This window comes from Variovorax sp. V93 (assembly GCF_041154485.1).
Taxonomy (GTDB): domain Bacteria; phylum Pseudomonadota; class Gammaproteobacteria; order Burkholderiales; family Burkholderiaceae_C; genus Variovorax; species Variovorax beijingensis_A.
This window is the reverse complement of sequence record NZ_AP028669.1, coordinates 2418320-2436138: the sequence shown is the minus strand read 5'-3', so window position 1 is coordinate 2436138 and position 17819 is coordinate 2418320. Positions and strand designations below refer to the sequence as shown.

The following is a 17819-nucleotide window of genomic DNA, read 5'->3' as shown; positions in this document are numbered from 1 at the left end:
CCGGCCCCTCATAGTTCCGCCTCGTGTGGCCCTGACCGCCGTGGAGGGCCATCTGCCCTTCGAGCGACGGAGCATCCACCGAATGGCGCGTGAGGGCCGTGTCGTCTGGCTGTCGAAGGTCAGCCCGGAGGGCCGGCCCTCCCGGGAGTGGTGGGTCGACGTGCCACAGATGTTGGAGTACTTCGGCGCGCGGGGCTGCCTGCTGCAACTCGAGGTCAAGGGCCAAAAAGGATAAAGCCGGCGTGCCTTGCAGGGCACACCGGCTTCGAAGGGTTCGCTTTTCGACGGGCGAGGCCTCATTCTACGGCCCAGGTTATCGCCTGCAAGGACTCCGGCTTCCATCATGGAAGCCCTTGTCAACTTCTTCACTCGTGGAGTGACGTGGCAGGGCGCTCGCTTGACGCCCACTGCCGCGGCGTTGCTCATGGAACTGGCCGACAGGACGCAGAACCGCGACGGCGCGCCAGTGATCGCCGGGCGCCGGTTTCTTGCTGCGCGCTTGCGTGGCAAGCCCTGCGCCGAATCAACGCTTTCAGCGGCGCTGGCGCAGCTCACCGCGCTGCGCGTGATCCGGCGCGAACGGCGCCGGCCTGAGCTTGGCGCCCGCCCGTGCATAGGCGTCCAAGTCCATGAGGACGTGGCGCTCACATGGGTCAACCCAGCCTTGATTGAGATGGCCATGGCTTGGCAGGCGCGCCGCGCCGCATTGCGTGCTGCAGGCAAGCGCGGCGCTGGCGCCTACCCGCCACCAATGCCGATCACGCTCCCCCTTCCCGAGCCATTTGGCACCCATCCAGGAACAGCCAACATGCAAAACCAAAACACGCCCAAAACGCAGCCCCCCCACGGCAAACCCAGTATCCATGCGGGCTCCGAAGGAGCCAGTAGCCGGAAATCGGTCACTCCAGTAGCCGGAAATCGGTGGGACTGTATTAACACACCCCCCTGCCCGTGGACGGAGGGGGGCGGGCCCGATCCCACGGGCACCGGGCAACCGCCCGGTGCTGTCTTCCCTGGCACGCCCGTAGGGTGTGCCGAGCCCGCGCCAGCGGGCGGGGGGGCGTGTTCAGTTCCGGGTGAACCGAGCATCGAAGCGGACAAGGTTGTCCACGCCGCCGGGACTTTCATTTACCCGGACGGCGGGGTGGACAACTTTTCTGTTCCGCCCGGGACCAGTTTCAGGTTGTCCACGCCGATGCCGCAGGCTGCGGGAGTGGGCAGCCTAGAAGGACCCGTACCTCGCGGACTCAGGTTTCCAGGGGTTGCGCCAGCTGTTGGAGAACAGCGCCCCTGGGATGCAGCAGCGGACGCGCGCCGTTTCGCCCATTGGATCTGGAAGGTCAGTCACAGAGATTGCCTTTTAAAACTTGCCGCCCTTCGCATTGACGTGACTGGTGCACCAAGCGGCGGGCAATTTGAGCTTTTCAATAATCTGGTTCTCGATCCATCGCCCCGAGGCGGTTTGATGCTTCTAAATTTCGCAAAATTAAAGAATCAGGTGATCGCCCGCTCAATGGCGCATTTCAGGAAAAGAGAAAAAGATTCCGAATATCCATGGATCGGCGAATCTCTTTTCGCTGGCCCACTCGATGGTTCACACGTCATTCTTGTCGACGACGTTAAAACGCCAGCACCAATCCCCGAATTCGAGGGGCACATGTTCGCCGCACTGGAAACGTCGGAGAATAACTATCAGCATTTCTATGCAGCGGATCGCCCGCTTTCTAATTCGGAGCGCCACCAGATTCAAAAAATCATCACCACTCAGGCCGGTGGCGATCCCGGAGCCACCAGTGGGCTCCAGCTTCACCGGTTCCCTGGCTCGATCAATTTGAAAAACGGGAAATATCGATTTGAAACGAGGCTTGCAGCTATTCCGGTTTGCGAGGGCAAAAGGATCCGGGTCGACGAACTGCTGCTGCGATCCGCAGGGGTCGCGTTATCGCCTGCGGCCAAGGCCCTGCTGGCCGGGAAGTTGCCCGCAGCTCAGCGCGCTCATCGCGCCGGCCGGCGCGATGAAACCCCGTCGGGGCGGGCGTTTTCAGAAACGATGCGGCGGCTGCAGCGAGGCGAGCCCGAAGGTGACATCCTCGCCGACCTCGCCGCCGAGGTGGCGGCGAGGGGGAAGCAGGACCCCGCTGCCTGGGCTTCACTGACCGTATCCAAAGCAGCTTGGGCGCTCGCGCACGGCGGTGACCTGAGCAGCTTCCCGCGCGGATCAAGGCCCTGACACCTGCCTGCAAATAGCGCCTCAGAGCGCCCTCAGAGCGCCCTCAAAGCGCCCTCGCGAAGACCCCGCTTCGCCGTGGTCTGGGCACCATCGAGGCATGAGTTCCCGCAGAAGGCCAGTGTATGCCGACCCACGTTTCATCAGCCCCTTCGGGCTGATGAAACGTGTGCCGGCCACTGGCGAGGGCTGCGCCCTTCGACCCCCCCAAAACCCGGCGCGCTGCGCGCGCCGTTCCTGCCATGCCGCGCCCGCTGAAAGCTGACGTCCCTCGGACGACCTACGTGCGCCTGAGGCTCACGCCGGGCGAGGCTGCGACCTACAAGGCTGCGGCCTCGGCCCAGAGCGCCTGCCTGTCGGATTGGGCCCGCGGGGCCATCGAAGCCGGCGCTGGCGTTGCCACGCAACGCAGCCGCGCCGCACCTCGCGCGGCGCCTCAGCGGCGCCCCAGCTGTGCGGTCGACGGCGAATTGCTCCGCGCAATTACTGGCGGTTTGAACAACCTCAACCAGTTGGCCAAGGCCGTTCACATCCAGCGGCTAGCCAATCAGCAATTGAACGAAATTGCGCTGCTCGAAGAGCTCGTAGCAATCCAAGAGATTCTTCACCGGGCAATACCCATGCCGAAGTGGGCTTTGAAAATCAAAGGGGAATGATCATGCGCCCCTTCATAGCATCGAAGAAGAAGGCCGTGGGTCAATATCATGTACGTCGGGTTTTCTGGAAAGCACGGACAAGGAAAAAGAAATGCGAACGCCTGGGCCGCGGTTCGGTATCTTTCTGGGGAATACGACAGTGGCCGAATCAAAAGGCACGAAGTGGCATGTGTCTATGGAAATCCGGCCATCTTTGCTGCGAGAGCGAATTCGATTGCGCGAAAAATGCGATGGAGCTCGGCAGTAATCGCGTTCGGAGCAGAGGAAAGAGTCGAGAACGGCGAATTGAACTCGATCCTCCAGGACTTTTTCCGAGTCAGTTTTCCAGGTCTGGATCACAATCAAATTGCCGCCTGCGCGTATCTCCATGGCGATGCGAGTGGCGCCCGACATCTTCATGTGCTGGTGGCGGCGGACTACCAGGGGCGAAGCCTGAACGCGGCGCCGCCAGGCTGGGAAGCGTATTTCACAGCGTGGGCCGGGACCTGGGTGCACAGACTCGGTTTAGCGGATCCTGCGGACGCACGGCGAGCCAACCCAGTGCAGACCGGCTTCAAGGAGTACGTGGACTCAGCCCAACTGCGCGCTGGGCTCGCCGTCGAGCCAGACCAGCGCCAGCTCCTCGCCGGCTGGATCCACGCGGGCGTGATGAAGGGCCAACTGGGCACGCAGGCCGATGTGGTCCGGGCGTTAGCCCGCGTCGGCGAAATCAGTCGCGTCTCGAAGGATTTTGTGAGCGTGCGCCTGGAGCCAAATTCAAAGCCGATCAGGCTTCGTGGCGAACTGTTCTCGGGGGCGTTTGATGCCGCCTCCTACATCCAAAAAAATGGTGACCGAGGAGCTGGCGCAGACGCTGTCCTACCTCGATTGGGAACCCGCCACGGCAACGCCATTGGCAGTTCAAGCCGCGGGGGCGATGTCAATCATCACGCCTATCGGCGAGCGCTCGAAGCATCCGACAAGCTGGTCGCCAGCAGACTCGCCTGGAACACCAAGCGATACCACCTCGACCGGCCTGGCATCGAGCCCATCCCCGTCGAAGACCGACACGATCGAGAGCTTGGCCCAAGCGCAGACGGACCTGGCCGCCATTCAGACGGTCCTGCGCAGCGCGCGCAGTCAGGGGCGCCAGTTGTCAGTGGATCTGGACTCGACGTCCAGGGCGATGGTTCACACGATGGCCGGCCACCAGAAGGCCCTACAAGCCGCAATCCGGATCGCGGAGGTCCAGTGGACCAACGATCTGGCGAAAGCCCGCAAATCGCTTCTGGTAGCGCTGGCGGCCCCTTGCGCCATCGTGATCGTGCTGACTCTGTTGGTCGTGGTCGGCGCGGCTTGGTGGTCGACCAGCCAGATCAGCACGGCTCGAACCAAGGTCGCTCAACTCGAAGCGCGCACCCAAGAGCTGACGAGAACCTTTTGCCTGACGCCCGCCGGCCGCAAGAGTTGTCGGCCGCGCGACGCGGCAAGCGAGGCCAGCCGATGAGCACCAGCGCTGCGAGCAGCGAGGTCGACCAAATTCTTTTAGAAGCCCGCCGGCGAGCAGCCGGCATCAACCTGGAGCCCACGATGACCACCACGCCCCCCGTTCCGCCCGAAGCCGCCGCACCCGCACCAACGCCGGCGCCGCGCCCCAGTCTGCTGCGCGACTCGCTTCGCCTCACTCCTATGAAAAAGACCGCCGTTGCCGCGGCCACAACCGGCACCAGCAGCAGCGGTGTCGACGCCGACCGACCGCGTCCGCCCGCGCTCAAGACCGAGGCCGAACTCGCCGCGCCTGACGCGTGGCCGGACGATTTCCTCTCGAAGTTGATCGAGGCCTGCCGTCGGGTGTTGCAGAAAATCGCGTCGTTCTTTGTGAGTCGACCGACCCCGGCCCCGGCCGGCGCCATGCAGACCCTCGATGCCGATACCGACCCGCGCGAAAACGAGCTTCGCGCGTTGCGCGAAGAGGTTCAACAGCTCAAGCAAACACTCGTCCGTTACCGCTCAGCAGCCGAGGCCGCAGGCCTCAGCCTGGACAACGCGCTCGAAGCGCAAGACGTGACCGAGAAGGCGCTGGATCGAGGTGCAAGGGCATTGGAGTTGGACCGTCAGCGGGACCGTCTCCGGAATGAGAAGGAAAGCAAGGCGGCATTGCCTGGCGACGCTCAGCTGGCCAGGCTGGCGAGCGCGAACTTCAAGTTGGCGCACGCGCAGCACGGGCGTGATGACGTGGTGGCGCTGGGCGAGGAAGCCGTGGCCGCCGCGAACGACGCGCAGGCCTGGTCGACGGTGAAAGCCGTCGGGGCGGCGGGGTCAATCGCGCACGCTCTCGTGGGAGAGCAACTGTTCCTTCAGAAGGCCATTGGCGAGGTGCTTGACGAGCAAGAACAGCAATCGATCTCCGATCGCGAACATACCGCCCAAGAGCTGGACATCGGCCCTGAGCGGGCGCCGTCGCTGCTCGACGTCTCCGACGCAAAGCGGGCCAATGAGCTCCGGGCACAGTACCTGGCAGCATCTCGCCGCCTGAGGCTCCTCCATCTCCATGCGCACGAGATTCACCACGTGCCGCCTCAGGAACAAGAGGCTTTCCAGGCTCTGCCATTGGGCGCCGAGCGTATGCAGTTCCTAAAGGACCACCAAGAGCTTGTGAAGCGTGAAAAGGCTCAGCTGGAGGAGGCAATTCAGGATGCGGCGCTCGCCCGAAACCAGGCAGCCGCCCTGCTCTGGCCGGTCGGCCTTGACGATAGCGACGCGGATGGCGACGCCGACCAGGCAGAGGCAAGCTACGAGCAGCAGGAGCGGCCGCGATGATCCCGGTCGGCCTGGGCACGTTGTCTTTGGTGTTCTGGGCAATCTCCATTGCCCAACGCTTGGCCATGTGGATCTTGCTGATTCCGGCCCTGCTCGCAGCGGGCCAGGCTAGAGCCCAGGGCTCCAACGCCGGCAACCTGGTGCAGCCCTACCTGGATGCGACGGGCAGGAACGACATGTCCACGCAGGCCTTCACGGCGCTGCTGGGGCAATTCTTCACGAACCCCTTCGCGGCGCTGGGTAGCGCCTCGACGCTGCTGGGTTCGATGTTCCTGGTCTTCAACACTTTCATCCTGGTGGCCGGCACGATCTGGGCGACCTACGGCATCGGCGTGGCCATCGTGCAGACGGCCCACGAGGGGCAGCTCATGGGCAAGCGCTTGTCGCAGGTTTGGCTGCCGATCCGCATGGTCACCGGCGTGGCCAGCTTGATCCCGGCGTTCGGCGGCTTCTCGCTCTCGCAGGCCGTCCTCGTCTTCGCCACCACAATCGGGATCGGCGCCGCCAACCTGGGCTACGAGGCCATGGTGCAGGGCACCAACAACCTGACCACGGTGGTTTCGCCGTCCTTCGTTTCGCCCAAGGCGCAGGGCGGCTCCTCGCTCGAGGAAGCGGCCTTCACCCTGTTCCGTGCCCGTGTGTGTATGCAGGCCCAGAACGACTACGTGCGCCAGCAGCAGGCCCTGGGCGTGGACATGTCCGCGGATACCATCAGCGCCACCTCTCCGGCGGGTCTCACGGGCGTTCAGTACGGCAAGCCGGACAACCGCGCGTTCTGCGGCGGCATCAAGGTCACGGCCAATGCCGTGGAAGGCGGGCGCAACAGCAGCTCCGCAGTTGGCTACCGCGTGGCCTCGGTCAACTACGAGGGCATCGCGCGCGCGGTGCAGACGCGCGCCACCGGAAACTTCAACCAGTACGTGAACGGCATCGCCCAGCTTGCCGACGACTGGTACCGCAACTACCAGACCTACCAGACGACGGGTGGCCAGCGGCCCACCGTGCCGGTGCTGCAGCTCGAGGGACTCGCCACCTCGTACTACACCGCCATCCAGCCCGCGAGAGGCGAGGCTGATGCGAACGCGCAGGCCCTGTCCAGCCAGGCGGTGGAGTCGATGAAAAAGTTCGGCTGGTTCGGCGCGGGCTCCTGGTATGCCACGTTGGCAGAGGTGAACGCCGCGGTTGCACAGGCTGCCCAGTCGGTGAACTTCGCGGCCATTCCGATGGGCGTCTCGGACACGGGAGCTGGGCTCGCAAACCAGGAGCTGGGCGAGGTGCTGCGCGCCCTTTCCAGCTCGACGGCGCTCTCTGCCCAGGACCCCATCAACGCGGGCTCGGGCGCCTCGGAATCGTCCTGGCAGGGCCTGTGCCGCATCGTGGCCAGCGCCATCTCGCCAGGGGGAGCAACGCCCACAGGCACGGGCAACTGCTCGCTGGGCCAAGCGTTCGCTATGCAGCTGATCAACATGTCCACCGCTGGCGCGGGCGGCGCAACGTCGACCTCCGGCGGCGAGCTGCGGATGATCGATCCGATCATCGCGATGAAGAACATGGGCGACTACCTGATGGTCGCCGCGGAATCGCTGTACGTCGCCTATTCGTACCTGACTGAGGAAAAGCCCGACCCCGACGCGGGTGTCCTCGACGCCGCCACGCGTGCCGTGAAGAACCCCGTGAAAGGTGTGATCGGCGGCACGATGAACACGCTGATGGCGCCGCTGGCAGGCCTCGCCTCCCTCCTGCCCATGATCGTGGGCGGGATGTTCGTCATCGGTCTGATCATGAGTCTGTGGATCCCGATGATCCCCTTCGTGAACTGGTGGGGCGGCTTGGTTCAGTACCTCACGATCTTCTTCGAAGGCATCGCTGCGGCGCCCATCTGGGCCTTCGTGCACCTGGACGCCAATGGCGAGGGGATGGGGCAGCGAACGGAGACAGGCTACCTGTTCATCATCAACATGCTGTTCCGGCCCTTCCTGATGTTGCTCGGCTTCGTTGCCGCCGCGGCGCTGATGATGGTGATGGGCAGCTTCCTGTTCTGGCTCTACCCCTCGGTGATGTCGAACGTGCAGGGCAACTCCATTACGGGCATCTTCTCGGTCCTCGGCTTCCTGCTGATCTTCTGGATCCTGATGCACACGCTGGTCACCACGTTGAGCAACCTGTCGGTGGTGCTGCCGGACCAGGCGCTCGCCTGGGCGGGCCGCGCGATCGGCGCGCAACTGGGGCGGGATTCGGAACACGGAATGCGTGGCCAGTTCATGGCGTTCGGGCGGGTCGGTCAAGCGGCGGCTACGGTGGCACCGCGGCCGAAGGGCAAAGGCGGCGCCCCTGGCTCGCGCGCTTCGCGCGAGCCAGGGGCGTGAGGTGGTCGAGTTCGCTTGGGGTCGCGGATGTACTTGTCCGAAGTACGTCCGAAGATCGTCCGATCTGGTCCACAACAACTTTTGTCCAACTTTCCAGTTGGCCTTAACTTGGCCGATCCACGTCCGAAGTCTCGGCCATCTTGAATTTGGATTGCGTGGTGGTGGGCCACGTCGGCAACGTTGTACGAAGAATGGGCCGCAGAAGGACGAAGGTTGTCCGAACTCTCTTCTGGGCGCGTCGCTTCGCCGACCGGGCTCTGGCCCTTCGGGTCAAGCCGCCAATGGCGTCTCGATCGCGGCCATGCCGCGACTAACGATCCCTCGCGCACGCTCCAGGGGCCGTCCTGCGGACTGCCCCGCCGCAAGGCGCCCCAGGAGAGCGCTACCGCTGCGCGGAAGCGCGCCGGTGCTGCGCCCGGCAGCTCGCCTTCGCGCTCGATGCGCTGCGCGCAATCAGTTCCTCCGCCGCCTGCTGCGCGACGGCGGAGAAAGGTGCCCCGGGCCGGGTGGCCCGGTCGGGGGTCTTTCGGCAAGTGTTGTTCTCGGGCGGCCTACGGCCTTGTCCTGTTGCGCTCCGCCGTGCTCACTCGGTCCCCGGCCTGCGGCCGGGGCTGCGACTTCCGCGCGGCGGCACTCCACAGGCCACCGCGAACCACCCATGCCTCGCCCCCCGCCGGCCCCCCGCCCCGGGGGACGTAGTTGAAACAGCCGCGGCTTTGCCGCAAACAACCCGCCCCTCAGGGGCGCACGAAAGGAAGCCAGTTCATGCGTGACTACCTCAATCGATTCCAGGCGCAAACGAGGCGCAAGGCCGACCTCGAACTAGTCCGTCGCTGGGAGTGGGACGCCCGTTTTCACGGCGACAAGAACATAAAGAACCAAGCGTCCAACGCCAAGCGCACCGCGACATCGATGCGGAAGGCCTGCGAGCAGTTCAGCAATGTGGTGAGGCCAGAACACGAGCTGGCAGTTAAAGCGGCGGCAAGCGCCTTGCGCTCGATGGCGGCGGAGTTGGAGTTGCTGGCTGCATGGGCCAAGGACTACCACGCCTTCTGTACTGCTGAGCGGAAGAAGGAAGAGGCGGCCGAGCTCGAAGCGCTCGCGCAAGAGCGCTGGGGCCACGACGATGCGGCGCTGAAGTTCGAGTGCGATTTGTTCGCCGAACTGGGAACTCCACAGGGGCAACAAGCCTTTGCAAACTGGTGTCACGCCGCAGGCAAGCACCTGGACTGCAAGGTCGAGGAAATCAGCTCCAACGTTGAGGGACTACTGCGAGGCTCGACCGATCGCATCAGAGCGGCCCTCACGGTGAAGCAGGGTATGGACAGGGGAGCGGCCAACAAGTGGGTTGGCTGGCGTGGCCAGACGACGGTGATCTGCGGCTGGCCCGACTACCTCGCGTATCTGGCGTACCGCAGGGAAGTGGCCAGCACTTCAGCGCGCATCGTTCAGATGGCCGCCGGCTTCAACTGAAGCGTGAACACAACGACAACGAGGAGAGAACGACATGGACAACAGCAACGGAAGCTACAGCCTGGACGCGACCTGCGGGACGGGGGCTGACTGGGCGGAGCTCGAGGCTCGTCATACCCGGTGGTACGACACCTTCGAGGCCGGCCCCTGGAACATGACCCGTGCCGAGCTCGAGGAGCTTGCGAAGACCGCTCCGAACGCCTTCAGCCGCGGCCTGGCGTACGCCTGGCTGGCGGCCAGGCAGGACGTGGCCAACCAGACCCAAGTCCCCTTCCTTTGAGGACACCAACATCATGACCCCCCTGACCCCCAACGAGCGGGCGGCCCGCCGGCAGGCCTGGCTCGAGTTCCAGGCGCAGCTTGCTCACCTCGACGCACGCCTGGCTCGCATCGACTGCGCCGTGGGTGCCTTGGAAGCCGAGCAGCGGCAGCGGCGGCGCGCACAGGCTCAGGCCGCACGAGCAGCCGCGGCAGCTCGCCAGCGCGAATACGAGTCTGCTCAGGCGGTGCGCCGGCAGCGCATGGCAGCCGGCCTGGCCACGGCCTTCTCGTTCGGCGCGGCCACCGTTGTGTCTGGGGCCTCGATGCGCCACCCCGCCGGCCTGCGCGAGCTCGATTGAGCCCGGGCCCCAATCAATTTCAACAACCGGCTTTTCTATTCCTGAATTTTCAACTCATCATGAAAACCAAAAACAAATTCCCCCAGTTCCCCAGCGCGATCGCGCTTGCTGCTGCAGCCCTCGTTATACTCTCGGCCTGCGGTGGTGGTGGAGGAGGTGGCGGCGGTGGTGGCATTCCGCTGATCGGCATTGCCCCGCCGCCGGCGCCGGACACCGGCGCTCCCCCACCGGTGCAGCCGCCCGTTGCCCCGCCTCCGTCGCAGCCGGGCACGGATGACCCCACTGCAGGCGAGACCGCCTCGACCATCGTCACCTCGGTCCCGGCGCCGACGTATGCCGTGGGCTCCGAGGAACTGGCCGCCTTCAATCTGTTGAACGCCGAGCGCGGCCGCTGCGGCTTCGGGCTGCTGGCACAGAACGCCCACCTGGACATTGCCGCGGCTGGCCACGCCAATTTTCAACTGGTCAACAACCTGGTGGGCCACTTCCAGGACGACGCCAAACCCGCATTCACAGGCGTGACGCCCACCGACCGCGCCAATGCGGCAGGCTATGGCCGCGGCCTGGTGCTCGACGATTTCGCAGACGCGACCGGCGCGAAGGCCAACGTGCTTGGCCCTACGGAATTCGCCCCGCAGGGGCGCGGCGTTGCGGCAGTTCGAAGTCTCCTGAGTGCGCCGTATCACGCTCTCGACTTGCTGTCTCCGCAGATCGACGTGGGCATCTCGATCATGAGCTCCGACCAGGTCGGAACCGCCACCGCAAACTTTGGCCCTCGCGCGATCTCCCAGTTCAATCTGGCTATCGCACAGGGGCAGTTTTCTCAGAAGCCTGATGGTGCCGCGGTGCAGACCTATCCGTGCGATGGCACCACCGGTACGGCCTACCAGCTCAAGAACGAGCAGCCGAACCCAGTTCCAGGCCGCGATCTGTCGACCGCTCCCGTGGGCCAACCGATCGTTGTGGCCGTGCGCGTCGGCCAGTTACTGACCATCAGCTCGGCCACGATGGTGAAGAAGTCGGATGGCTCACCGGTCATCCTGCGGGCGCCGATGGTGCGCGCGAATGATCCCAACTTCCTGGTCGACCCGAGCCGCGCCATCATCCTGCCGGATCAGCCGCTCGAGCCGAGCACGGAATACACCGTGACGATCGAGGGGACGAACACCACGATGAAAGACTTCAACAACGGCAACCCGATCAGCACGGGAACGAATCCGGCGATCACGTCGAACGCGACCGGCAGCTTCACGAAGACATTCACGTTCAAAACGGGAGTCTGATCGGCAATCTCTCTTGAAAGCAGCGGGCGCGGGCTTCTAGATGAATCCCTGCTCCTTCGCTCCGGATTTCCCCCGAAGTGCCGTGGAAAGACGGTCTCTGTGCCGAGAAGTCTCAAGTTTTCCGCCGAAGCTCGAGTCGGATTTCTTCGGTAAGTCCGGACACTTCGGAGGAGCGGAGCCGATACTCGGCAGTTACTTGCTCTTGGCTCTTATTGGCGAGAAAGAATAGCTTCCCCGCGGCTTCCAAGAGCAGATTGACCAATCTTGAGCTTCTGTCGAGGCTGTTAGCTCGCACCCAGCGGTCGAGCGCTCCGCTGGACATACCGTAGAGCTCCTCGCGCCAGTGCGCGCTATTCACAGCGAGAAGAATTTCTCGCTGTGCAGCAATCCGATTGTTGAACTCAGTCATCTATGTACCTCGGCGAGCAGCTGAGACATCCAGGCTTGTATGACAGGAACAGCTCTGAGGGCAAGCATAACTTCTTCGTCCGACAACGCATCGCCAATCCCGCGCGTCGACAACACTCTTGCGCGCGTGAGCACACCAAAGGCTTCTTCGTCCACGCGTAGAGGGTCATCAATCAACATGGGCGACTTTCTGGAGAAGACGGGACGGCCACGCCAGAGCGAATAGCAGGTGGCAAAGTTCCTCGTACCCAGAAACATGCAAGACAGATTGAACGTGGCGTTCACGCGGGTCTGGGACAGCTGATCGAGCGATTCGCGAAAGAGCCGAGCGAACTTGTCGCAGTCCTCCGCACCTGCCTTGTAAGCTGCGGGAGCGCCCAGCGACGCGATGAAGTCGACACCGTCAGACGAAAACAGGAGCCTAGACTCGAGATGAAGGTGCCATGCAAAAGGGTTCCCTTCCGTCCACAAACTGCGCAGTCGCTCGTGCTGATAGACCGAAAACTTGTCAGTGTCGAGGTCAGGATTGGGTCCAGTGATGCAGGCAAGCAGGTCAACGTCGGATGACCTATCGACCTCACCACGGCAAATCGAGCCAAAGGCGTAAAAATGCGTGGTCATCGACGACCGAAGCGCTTCACCAAGAGCGCAGTAAGCAGCGACAAGGCGACTAGCCTCGCGGCGACGATCATCGACGCTGCTGTAGTCGTGTGGAAGGGGCGGGAAAGGGTACCCAAGAAAATTGCAGGGGCGTCCTTCAGGCTTTCCCAGTAGTCTAGGATGGTCGCCGAGCCCTTTAATGCATTGGCGTCGTAGACCGCGATGAGCACCATCGCGATGGCGATCGTCCGCAACAGCGCAGGAACGCTCTCACCATTTCCCCAAACGAAATGAAGCACCCAGAACTCGACCCAGGCCAGGAACTGGCGGACGCGCCGAAGGCCGGGGTACTTCTTGCGGTGGAACTCGTCCTCGGATCGCCATGATTCGAGCAGATGACGTGCCGTGGCATGGAGCTCAAGCGTGATCGCCTCATTCACTGCCCTAGCATCGCCAATCTGCTGGAAGTTCATCCGCAAGGAACGCGCGAAGCGCATCTTGAGGTTCTCTTCTGCAGGGGTCCAAGCCATCAGGATGTCTGAGTCGATTTGGCAGCGCTCGAAGGTCGCGTAGTCGAATCTGGATCCGGGGAAGCTCGACTGATGGAGGTTAGAACCAATGAATCGGCACCCCGTGAAGTTGCAAGAGTCAAAGACGCAACTGCGCAAATAACACCCGTCGAACACGCTATGCTCAAACGACACGTTTTTGAACGTGATCTTGCGCGCGTTGAGGCGGTTGAAGACCTTGAACTTGAACGCAACAGCCTCGTCCACAACGTTTTTTGGGACGTAGTAGTCGGTGATGAGCTGTCTATTGCCAGGAGAAAAATTAGGTGGGATTGCAGGCAAGAGATCGTCTGCCATTGTGGGCTCGCAATTAGGGGTGGCCCACGCCCGCCTGGGCCAAGTCTTATGGCAAGCGGCTAACGACCAAGTGGGTCAGATACCCCATTATCTCTCCGCAGCTTTGATCTCGTACGTGATTCTCCTCCGAGCTTTCACCACGCATTGATGCCGTCGACTGATGAATACACAAAGCCATTCACAGAGCGTGTTGGCATACTCGGCAATCACGGGCCCTGTCAACGTCGACCTACGCTTTCAACGCCTCCACTTCGCTGTCTCGGCGCGTGACGATGTTTCGAGCCTCCTACACCACCGACCTGCCCCAGTTGCCCTTGCGCGGGCGCAGCCCAGTGTGGGCTGCTGTTCAACAAATTTGCAACAAAGTGTGGCAAGCTACACCGATGGACTGCCTCACATTTATCACAAAGCTCATCGAGTTTCTCGCGTGGCCACTTGCCCTAGTTATCGGAGCATTCGCCCTCAGGGCCGAGATTCGTAGCCTGCTGCCCCAAATCACAAAATTCGAGGCAGGCCCTGTCAGATTCGAGCTCGCCCAGATTAAAAAAGAGGTTGAAAGCGCTAAAGATACAGCGACGGCAGCGATCAACAAATTGGATGAGCCCGCGATACTGACGCCAGTGACGACCGCAGGTCAGCGTCCACCGGCTTTTGGCGGGGAAGGTGTTTCGGTCGAACCAGAAGTTGGGGAAGCAGACGATGGCGCACCATTGCACGGCGCAGGACTTCCTGGTGACAGCCCGGGCTCAAGGTTGGCTGTATTAAGGGCGCTTGGTGAAAGTAAGTTCGCCATGAGGTCGCTCTCTGGAATCAAGGCGGACACAGGGCTTGACACCGCAGCAGCTCGTGCGGTTCTTGGCGGACTGGAGGAGTTGGGCTGGGTCTCGGAAACTAGAAACGCCTCGGGCCAAAGACGATATTTCCTAACAACGCTAGGTTCGCAAAGCCTGCTCATGACCCGCGTCCACGCGCCTCAGCCAAGCGCCAATATCTTCGGGCAGAACTAAAAACTAGTGGTCCATCAGGACTCAGCCAACGGCATCGGCTCGCGCCACACGCCATTGAAGCTGTCGTACGACGCCTGCCCTGCCCAGTTGTAAGCGTGCTCGAAAAATGCGAATAGCCTTGTTGAGATGACGTGGCTGTAGCCAAACTGCGTTTAGAACGCGCAGCAAGACTTCGACAGCCGACACTGGGACGCAGATGCATCGCCTTCTTCACTTCATGCGCGCTCGCCACCTTTGCGCAGAGCGGCACGTCCAAATAACTTGACCGGACGGACACGATTCGCATTTAGTGGCAGTAGATCTGGCGCCGATTGAGTCAGCGCCGCTAGCCCACGCCGCCTCAGACCGCCGAGAAGCGCTCGGCCAGCCGCTCCCGCTCAAAGGCCTCGACCACGAAGTCGACAAAGGCGCGCGTCTTGGCCGGTAGCAGCCGCCCGCCAGCGAAGTAGAGTGAGATGGGCCCGCCGTCGGCATACCAGCGCGGCAGCACGCGCAGCAGCGCCCCGCTTTCGAGGTGAGGCAGCGCATGCGGCATTGCGACCAGCCCGACGCCCAGGCCGAGCAGCGCTGCTCGGCACAGTGCATCAGGGTCACTGAGCACGATATGCGGCTGCAACTCGACAGGAGCTTGCGCCCCGCCACGGTCACGCATCATCCGGTCGCGCAAGCGGCCACTGTGCACTGATCGCATCACGATGCCATCGAGCGTTGCGAGGTCGGCCGGCTCGCGTGGTGCCTTGCGCCCCGCCATGTAGGTCGGCGAGGCCACCGCGACGATGTGCGCACGTGCCAATTCACGCGCCACGACGCCGGGCGTGAGTTCGGTACCGCCGCCAATGGCCGCGTCGTAGCCCTCCGCGATCAGGTCCACGTGCCGGTTGTCGAAATGCCAGTCGGGGCGCACAGCGGGGTGGCGCTGCATGAATGCCGGCAGCAGCGGCACCACATAGTCCACGCCGAAGCCTGGCGCCATGCTCACCTTGAGGACGCCGGCCGGCTGCCCAGCCTCGGTCGAGACGCCAGCAATGGCGGTCTGAATGTCCTCCAGTCCGCCTGACACCGACTGCAAGAAGCGCTCGCCCGCCTCGGTGAGGGTGAGGCGTCGTGTGCTGCGCTGAAACAGCCGCACGCCGAGGTTGGCCTCAAGCCTCGCCACGTTGCGGCTCACGGCTGCGGGCGTCAGACCCAGCCGGCGCGCCGCCTCGGAGAAGCTGCCCGACTCGGCGCTGCGAACGAAGGATTCGAGATTGGCGAGTGTTTCCATGGCCTCCTATTTTCAAGCATTGCTTGAAAAAGATTCCAGCTATTGCTGACTACCGAGAAATGAGTCCAGGCCCGACCATTGCGCCATGTCCAACCCCTTTCACCAAGGAAACACCATGACCTTCTCGTCTTCTTCTGTCTCTTCTCTTTCCACCGCCACGCTTGCGCTGTCAGGCAAGGTGGCTCTCGTGACCGGCGCCTCGCGCGGCATGGGCGCCGGCATCGCCCGTCGGCTGGCTGCCGACGGTGCGGCGGTCGTCATCACCTATGTCGCCTCGCCCGAACCAGCGCAAGCCGTGGTCGCCGCCATCGAAGCCGCAGGCGGCAAAGCGCTCGCCATCGCCGCCGATGCCAGCCGGCCCGACGAAGTGCGCGCTGCGGTGGCGCAGGCCGTCGCCACCTTCGGGCGCCTGGACATCCTCGTGAACAACGCCGCCATCGCCATCGGCAAGCCGGTGCAGGACATCGGCCTTGACGACTTCGACCGCATGGTGGACGTCAACCTCAAGGGCTTGTTCGTTGCCACGCAGGAAGCGCTCAAGCACATGAGCGAGGGTGGCCGGGTGGTGAACATCGGCAGCATCAACAGCCAGTACGTGCCTTACGCCGGCGGGGCTCTCTATGTGATGACCAAGGCCGCCGTGGCAGGCCTGACCAAGGCGCTGGCGCGCGACCTTGGCCCGCGAGGCATCACGGTCAACAACGTGATGCCTGGCCCGACCGATACCGACATGAACCCCGCGACCAGCGATTTCGCGCAACAGGCGCGCACCTACATCGCGCTGGGCCGCTATGCACACGTGGACGAGATCGCCAACGCGGTGGCCTGGCTCTCCAGCCCCGCAGCGAGCTTCGTCACCGGCGCAAGCATCGCGGTTGACGGCGGCTATTCGGCCTGACCCCCTCGTTTATCCACACAAGGAGCTTTACCATGAAGATCGGATTCATCGGCGCCGGCAGCATCGGCCTCGCGCTCGCCAAGCAGTTCTCCAATGCCGGCCACGACATCGTGCTGTCGAACAGCCGAGGTCCCGAATCGCTTGCCGACGCGGTGCGCAGCACTGGCGGCAAGACCCGCGCCGGCACGCGCGCCGAAGCAGCGCAGGCCGACATGCTCGTTCTCTCGGTGCCCTGGCCGCACCTGGACAGCGCCACTGCTGGCCTGCCTGCACTGGACGGCCGCATCGTGATCGACACCATGAACCCGGTCGAGATGCCAGGCTTTCGCCTCGCCGAACTCGGTGGCCGCACGTCGAGCCAGGTGGTGGGCGACCACGTGCCGGGTGCGCGCTTGGTGAAGATCGCCAACACGCTGCCGCCGCCCCTGCTCGCGGCCGATCCGCGCACGAACGGCGGGCGCCGCGTGCTCTTCATGTCAGGCGACGACGCGCAGGCCAAGGCCGAAGTGGCGCGGCTCTTCGAATCGTTGGGCTTCGCTGTGGTGGACTTGGGTGGGCTTGCCACTGGCGGCGCGATGCAGCAGTTTCCGGGCGGACCTCTACCGGCGTTGAACCTCGTCAGGCAAGGGTAGTCGGCGTCCAATGGCTTGCCATGACGCTGCGAAGAGTACCGGGGAGCACGTGTTCTGCACGCTCAAGCACTGGATGGGTGAGACGCACTTCCGGACGAAGACTCTTGCATCAGTCCGAGATCTCGGTGCGCGTGAGATTGCGGAGCGTCTAGCCACGCAGTAGTGCGCCGCTCCTGACCTCCCAGATCGCCCGTACTGCGCGCACCAGAGGAAAAGCGCCCGAAGGCGCTTTTCTGTAGTGGCATTGCATCGACTCAGGGCGCCGGATACATGGTGTCCGCCATGGCGCTGCAGTAAACAGGATTGCCACCCGTGGCCATGCAATTTGAAATCGCAGTCGCCCGTGTGTAGTTCCAGTTGTACCAGGCCGTGTAGTCGGCACGAGCTCGGGCATCGGCTGCACGACCTACGGCGTAGCTCGCCGTGCCCTGCGCGGCCGAAGCAACTTGGCTGGCGCTCTGGGCAGTCTGGCCTGCCCACTCGGCCATGCCTTGGGCGTTCTGCGCTCGTCCACGGGCGTCGCTGATCCCGTTGTAAATCGCCGCCTGGTCAATGCCTACGCCGGCGATCTGGCGACCGCCAGTGCTGTCGGCCACAGCAAAGGAAATGCCCTGCGCGTGTGCGCTGAGGCAGAGTGCGAGGGCCAGCGCAGCGCCGACCAATGGTTTCATCTTCATTTAGAAGTTCCTTTCGAGGAGATGACCGCCTCGCAGCCCTCGA

The 17819-nt window shown here is 63.5% G+C and carries 17 protein-coding genes; 12 read left to right on the top strand and 5 right to left on the bottom strand.

The window, feature by feature from the left end; genetic code table 11:
* Positions 1 to 343: 343 nt before the first annotated feature.
* The 9 genes from ACAM54_RS11530 (at position 344) to ACAM54_RS11490 (ending at position 11424) form a co-directional block, all read left to right on the top strand.
* Positions 344 to 2230 (top strand): DNA-primase RepB domain-containing protein, encoded by a 1887-nt coding sequence (locus ACAM54_RS11530; protein ID WP_369650771.1) that lies wholly within the window; start codon positions 344 to 346, stop codon positions 2228 to 2230.
* Between the two features lie 239 nt (positions 2231 to 2469).
* Positions 2470 to 2883, top strand: coding sequence for a hypothetical protein (locus ACAM54_RS11525; RefSeq protein WP_369650770.1), 414 nt, complete (start codon positions 2470 to 2472; stop codon positions 2881 to 2883).
* 826 nt (positions 2884 to 3709) lie between these two features.
* Complete coding sequence (locus ACAM54_RS11520) at positions 3710 to 4369, top strand: hypothetical protein (RefSeq protein ID WP_369650769.1); 660 nt, start codon at positions 3710 to 3712, stop codon at positions 4367 to 4369.
* On the top strand, positions 4366 to 5682 hold the full coding sequence (locus ACAM54_RS11515) for a hypothetical protein (RefSeq protein ID WP_369650768.1): 1317 nt from the start codon (positions 4366 to 4368) through the stop codon (positions 5680 to 5682). The genes ACAM54_RS11520 and ACAM54_RS11515 overlap by 4 nt, the downstream gene beginning before the upstream one ends.
* A 65-nt stretch (positions 5683 to 5747) precedes the next feature.
* Positions 5748 to 8048, top strand: a complete 2301-nt coding sequence (locus tag ACAM54_RS11510; protein ID WP_369650767.1) for a DotA/TraY family protein — start codon at positions 5748 to 5750, stop codon at positions 8046 to 8048.
* A gap of 765 nt (positions 8049 to 8813) precedes the next feature.
* Positions 8814 to 9521, top strand: a complete 708-nt coding sequence (locus ACAM54_RS11505; protein WP_369650766.1) for a hypothetical protein — start codon at positions 8814 to 8816, stop codon at positions 9519 to 9521.
* A 34-nt stretch (positions 9522 to 9555) separates the two neighbouring features.
* Complete coding sequence (locus ACAM54_RS11500; protein ID WP_369650765.1) at positions 9556 to 9801, top strand: hypothetical protein; 246 nt, start codon at positions 9556 to 9558, stop codon at positions 9799 to 9801.
* Positions 9802 to 9814: 13 nt separating this feature from the next.
* On the top strand, positions 9815 to 10141 hold the full coding sequence (locus ACAM54_RS11495; protein ID WP_369650764.1) for a hypothetical protein: 327 nt from the start codon (positions 9815 to 9817) through the stop codon (positions 10139 to 10141).
* Between the two features lie 59 nt (positions 10142 to 10200).
* A complete protein-coding gene (locus ACAM54_RS11490; RefSeq protein ID WP_369650763.1) occupies positions 10201 to 11424 on the top strand; it encodes a CAP domain-containing protein in 1224 nt (407 codons plus the stop codon).
* Between the two features lie 112 nt (positions 11425 to 11536).
* On the opposite strand, the gene ACAM54_RS11485 is transcribed toward ACAM54_RS11490, so the two are convergent.
* From ACAM54_RS11485 to ACAM54_RS11475, 3 genes are read right to left on the bottom strand one after another with little or no spacing between them, the layout of a single operon-like run.
* Positions 11537 to 11833 carry a hypothetical protein gene (locus tag ACAM54_RS11485; RefSeq protein ID WP_369650762.1) on the bottom strand — a complete coding sequence of 99 codons (297 nt, stop codon included), beginning with the start codon at positions 11831 to 11833 and terminating at the stop codon, positions 11537 to 11539.
* Positions 11830 to 12453 (bottom strand): hypothetical protein, encoded by a 624-nt coding sequence (locus ACAM54_RS11480; protein WP_369650761.1) that lies wholly within the window; start codon positions 12451 to 12453, stop codon positions 11830 to 11832. Before ACAM54_RS11480 ends, ACAM54_RS11485 begins: the two co-directional genes overlap by 4 nt.
* The gene (locus ACAM54_RS11475; RefSeq protein WP_369650760.1) at positions 12450 to 13298 is read right to left on the bottom strand and encodes a pentapeptide repeat-containing protein; all 849 of its coding nucleotides are present in this window, start codon (positions 13296 to 13298) and stop codon (positions 12450 to 12452) included. Before ACAM54_RS11475 ends, ACAM54_RS11480 begins: the two co-directional genes overlap by 4 nt.
* 272 nt (positions 13299 to 13570) lie before the next feature.
* Between ACAM54_RS11475 and ACAM54_RS11470 the strand changes: the two genes are divergently transcribed.
* The gene (locus ACAM54_RS11470; RefSeq protein WP_369650759.1) at positions 13571 to 14305 is read left to right on the top strand and encodes a helix-turn-helix domain-containing protein; all 735 of its coding nucleotides are present in this window, start codon (positions 13571 to 13573) and stop codon (positions 14303 to 14305) included.
* 340 nt (positions 14306 to 14645) lie between these two features.
* On the opposite strand, the gene ACAM54_RS11465 is transcribed toward ACAM54_RS11470, so the two are convergent.
* Positions 14646 to 15569 carry a LysR substrate-binding domain-containing protein gene (locus ACAM54_RS11465; protein ID WP_369650758.1) on the bottom strand — a complete coding sequence of 308 codons (924 nt, stop codon included), beginning with the start codon at positions 15567 to 15569 and terminating at the stop codon, positions 14646 to 14648.
* A 115-nt stretch (positions 15570 to 15684) separates the two neighbouring features.
* On the opposite strand from ACAM54_RS11465, the gene ACAM54_RS11460 reads away from it, so the two are divergent.
* Together ACAM54_RS11460 and ACAM54_RS11455 are read left to right on the top strand one after the other, a co-directional pair.
* Complete coding sequence (locus tag ACAM54_RS11460) at positions 15685 to 16467, top strand: 3-oxoacyl-ACP reductase family protein (RefSeq protein ID WP_369650757.1); 783 nt, start codon at positions 15685 to 15687, stop codon at positions 16465 to 16467.
* 32 nt (positions 16468 to 16499) lie between these two features.
* Complete coding sequence (locus ACAM54_RS11455; RefSeq protein ID WP_369650756.1) at positions 16500 to 17099, top strand: NADPH-dependent F420 reductase; 600 nt, start codon at positions 16500 to 16502, stop codon at positions 17097 to 17099.
* A 254-nt stretch (positions 17100 to 17353) separates the two neighbouring features.
* Here ACAM54_RS11455 and ACAM54_RS11450 read toward each other — a convergent pair whose 3' ends face one another.
* The gene (locus tag ACAM54_RS11450) at positions 17354 to 17776 is read right to left on the bottom strand and encodes a hypothetical protein (protein ID WP_369650755.1); all 423 of its coding nucleotides are present in this window, start codon (positions 17774 to 17776) and stop codon (positions 17354 to 17356) included.
* Between the last annotated feature and the right edge of the window lie 43 nt (positions 17777 to 17819).

Excerpts from the sequence above, each read along its gene's own strand:
- ACAM54_RS11475 (WP_369650760.1), bottom strand. The coding sequence starts at position 13,298 with ATGGCAGACGATCTCTTGCCTGCAATCCCACCTAATTTTTCTCCTGGC.
- ACAM54_RS11455 (WP_369650756.1), top strand. The coding sequence starts at position 16,500 with ATGAAGATCGGATTCATCGGCGCCGGCAGCATCGGCCTCGCGCTCGCC.
- ACAM54_RS11485 (WP_369650762.1), bottom strand. The coding sequence starts at position 11,833 with ATGACTGAGTTCAACAATCGGATTGCTGCACAGCGAGAAATTCTTCTC.
- ACAM54_RS11495 (WP_369650764.1), top strand. The coding sequence starts at position 9,815 with ATGACCCCCCTGACCCCCAACGAGCGGGCGGCCCGCCGGCAGGCCTGG.
- ACAM54_RS11500 (WP_369650765.1), top strand. The coding sequence starts at position 9,556 with ATGGACAACAGCAACGGAAGCTACAGCCTGGACGCGACCTGCGGGACG.
- ACAM54_RS11515 (WP_369650768.1), top strand. The coding sequence starts at position 4,366 with ATGAGCACCAGCGCTGCGAGCAGCGAGGTCGACCAAATTCTTTTAGAA.
- ACAM54_RS11520 (WP_369650769.1), top strand. The coding sequence starts at position 3,710 with ATGGTGACCGAGGAGCTGGCGCAGACGCTGTCCTACCTCGATTGGGAA.
- ACAM54_RS11530 (WP_369650771.1), top strand. The coding sequence starts at position 344 with ATGGAAGCCCTTGTCAACTTCTTCACTCGTGGAGTGACGTGGCAGGGC.
- ACAM54_RS11470 (WP_369650759.1), top strand. The coding sequence starts at position 13,571 with ATGTTTCGAGCCTCCTACACCACCGACCTGCCCCAGTTGCCCTTGCGC.
- ACAM54_RS11490 (WP_369650763.1), top strand. The coding sequence starts at position 10,201 with ATGAAAACCAAAAACAAATTCCCCCAGTTCCCCAGCGCGATCGCGCTT.
- ACAM54_RS11525 (WP_369650770.1), top strand. The coding sequence starts at position 2,470 with ATGCCGCGCCCGCTGAAAGCTGACGTCCCTCGGACGACCTACGTGCGC.
- ACAM54_RS11510 (WP_369650767.1), top strand. The coding sequence starts at position 5,748 with ATGTGGATCTTGCTGATTCCGGCCCTGCTCGCAGCGGGCCAGGCTAGA.
- ACAM54_RS11450 (WP_369650755.1), bottom strand. The coding sequence starts at position 17,776 with ATGAAGATGAAACCATTGGTCGGCGCTGCGCTGGCCCTCGCACTCTGC.
- ACAM54_RS11505 (WP_369650766.1), top strand. The coding sequence starts at position 8,814 with ATGCGTGACTACCTCAATCGATTCCAGGCGCAAACGAGGCGCAAGGCC.
- ACAM54_RS11465 (WP_369650758.1), bottom strand. The coding sequence starts at position 15,569 with ATGGAAACACTCGCCAATCTCGAATCCTTCGTTCGCAGCGCCGAGTCG.
- ACAM54_RS11480 (WP_369650761.1), bottom strand. The coding sequence starts at position 12,453 with ATGACCACGCATTTTTACGCCTTTGGCTCGATTTGCCGTGGTGAGGTC.
- ACAM54_RS11460 (WP_369650757.1), top strand. The coding sequence starts at position 15,685 with ATGACCTTCTCGTCTTCTTCTGTCTCTTCTCTTTCCACCGCCACGCTT.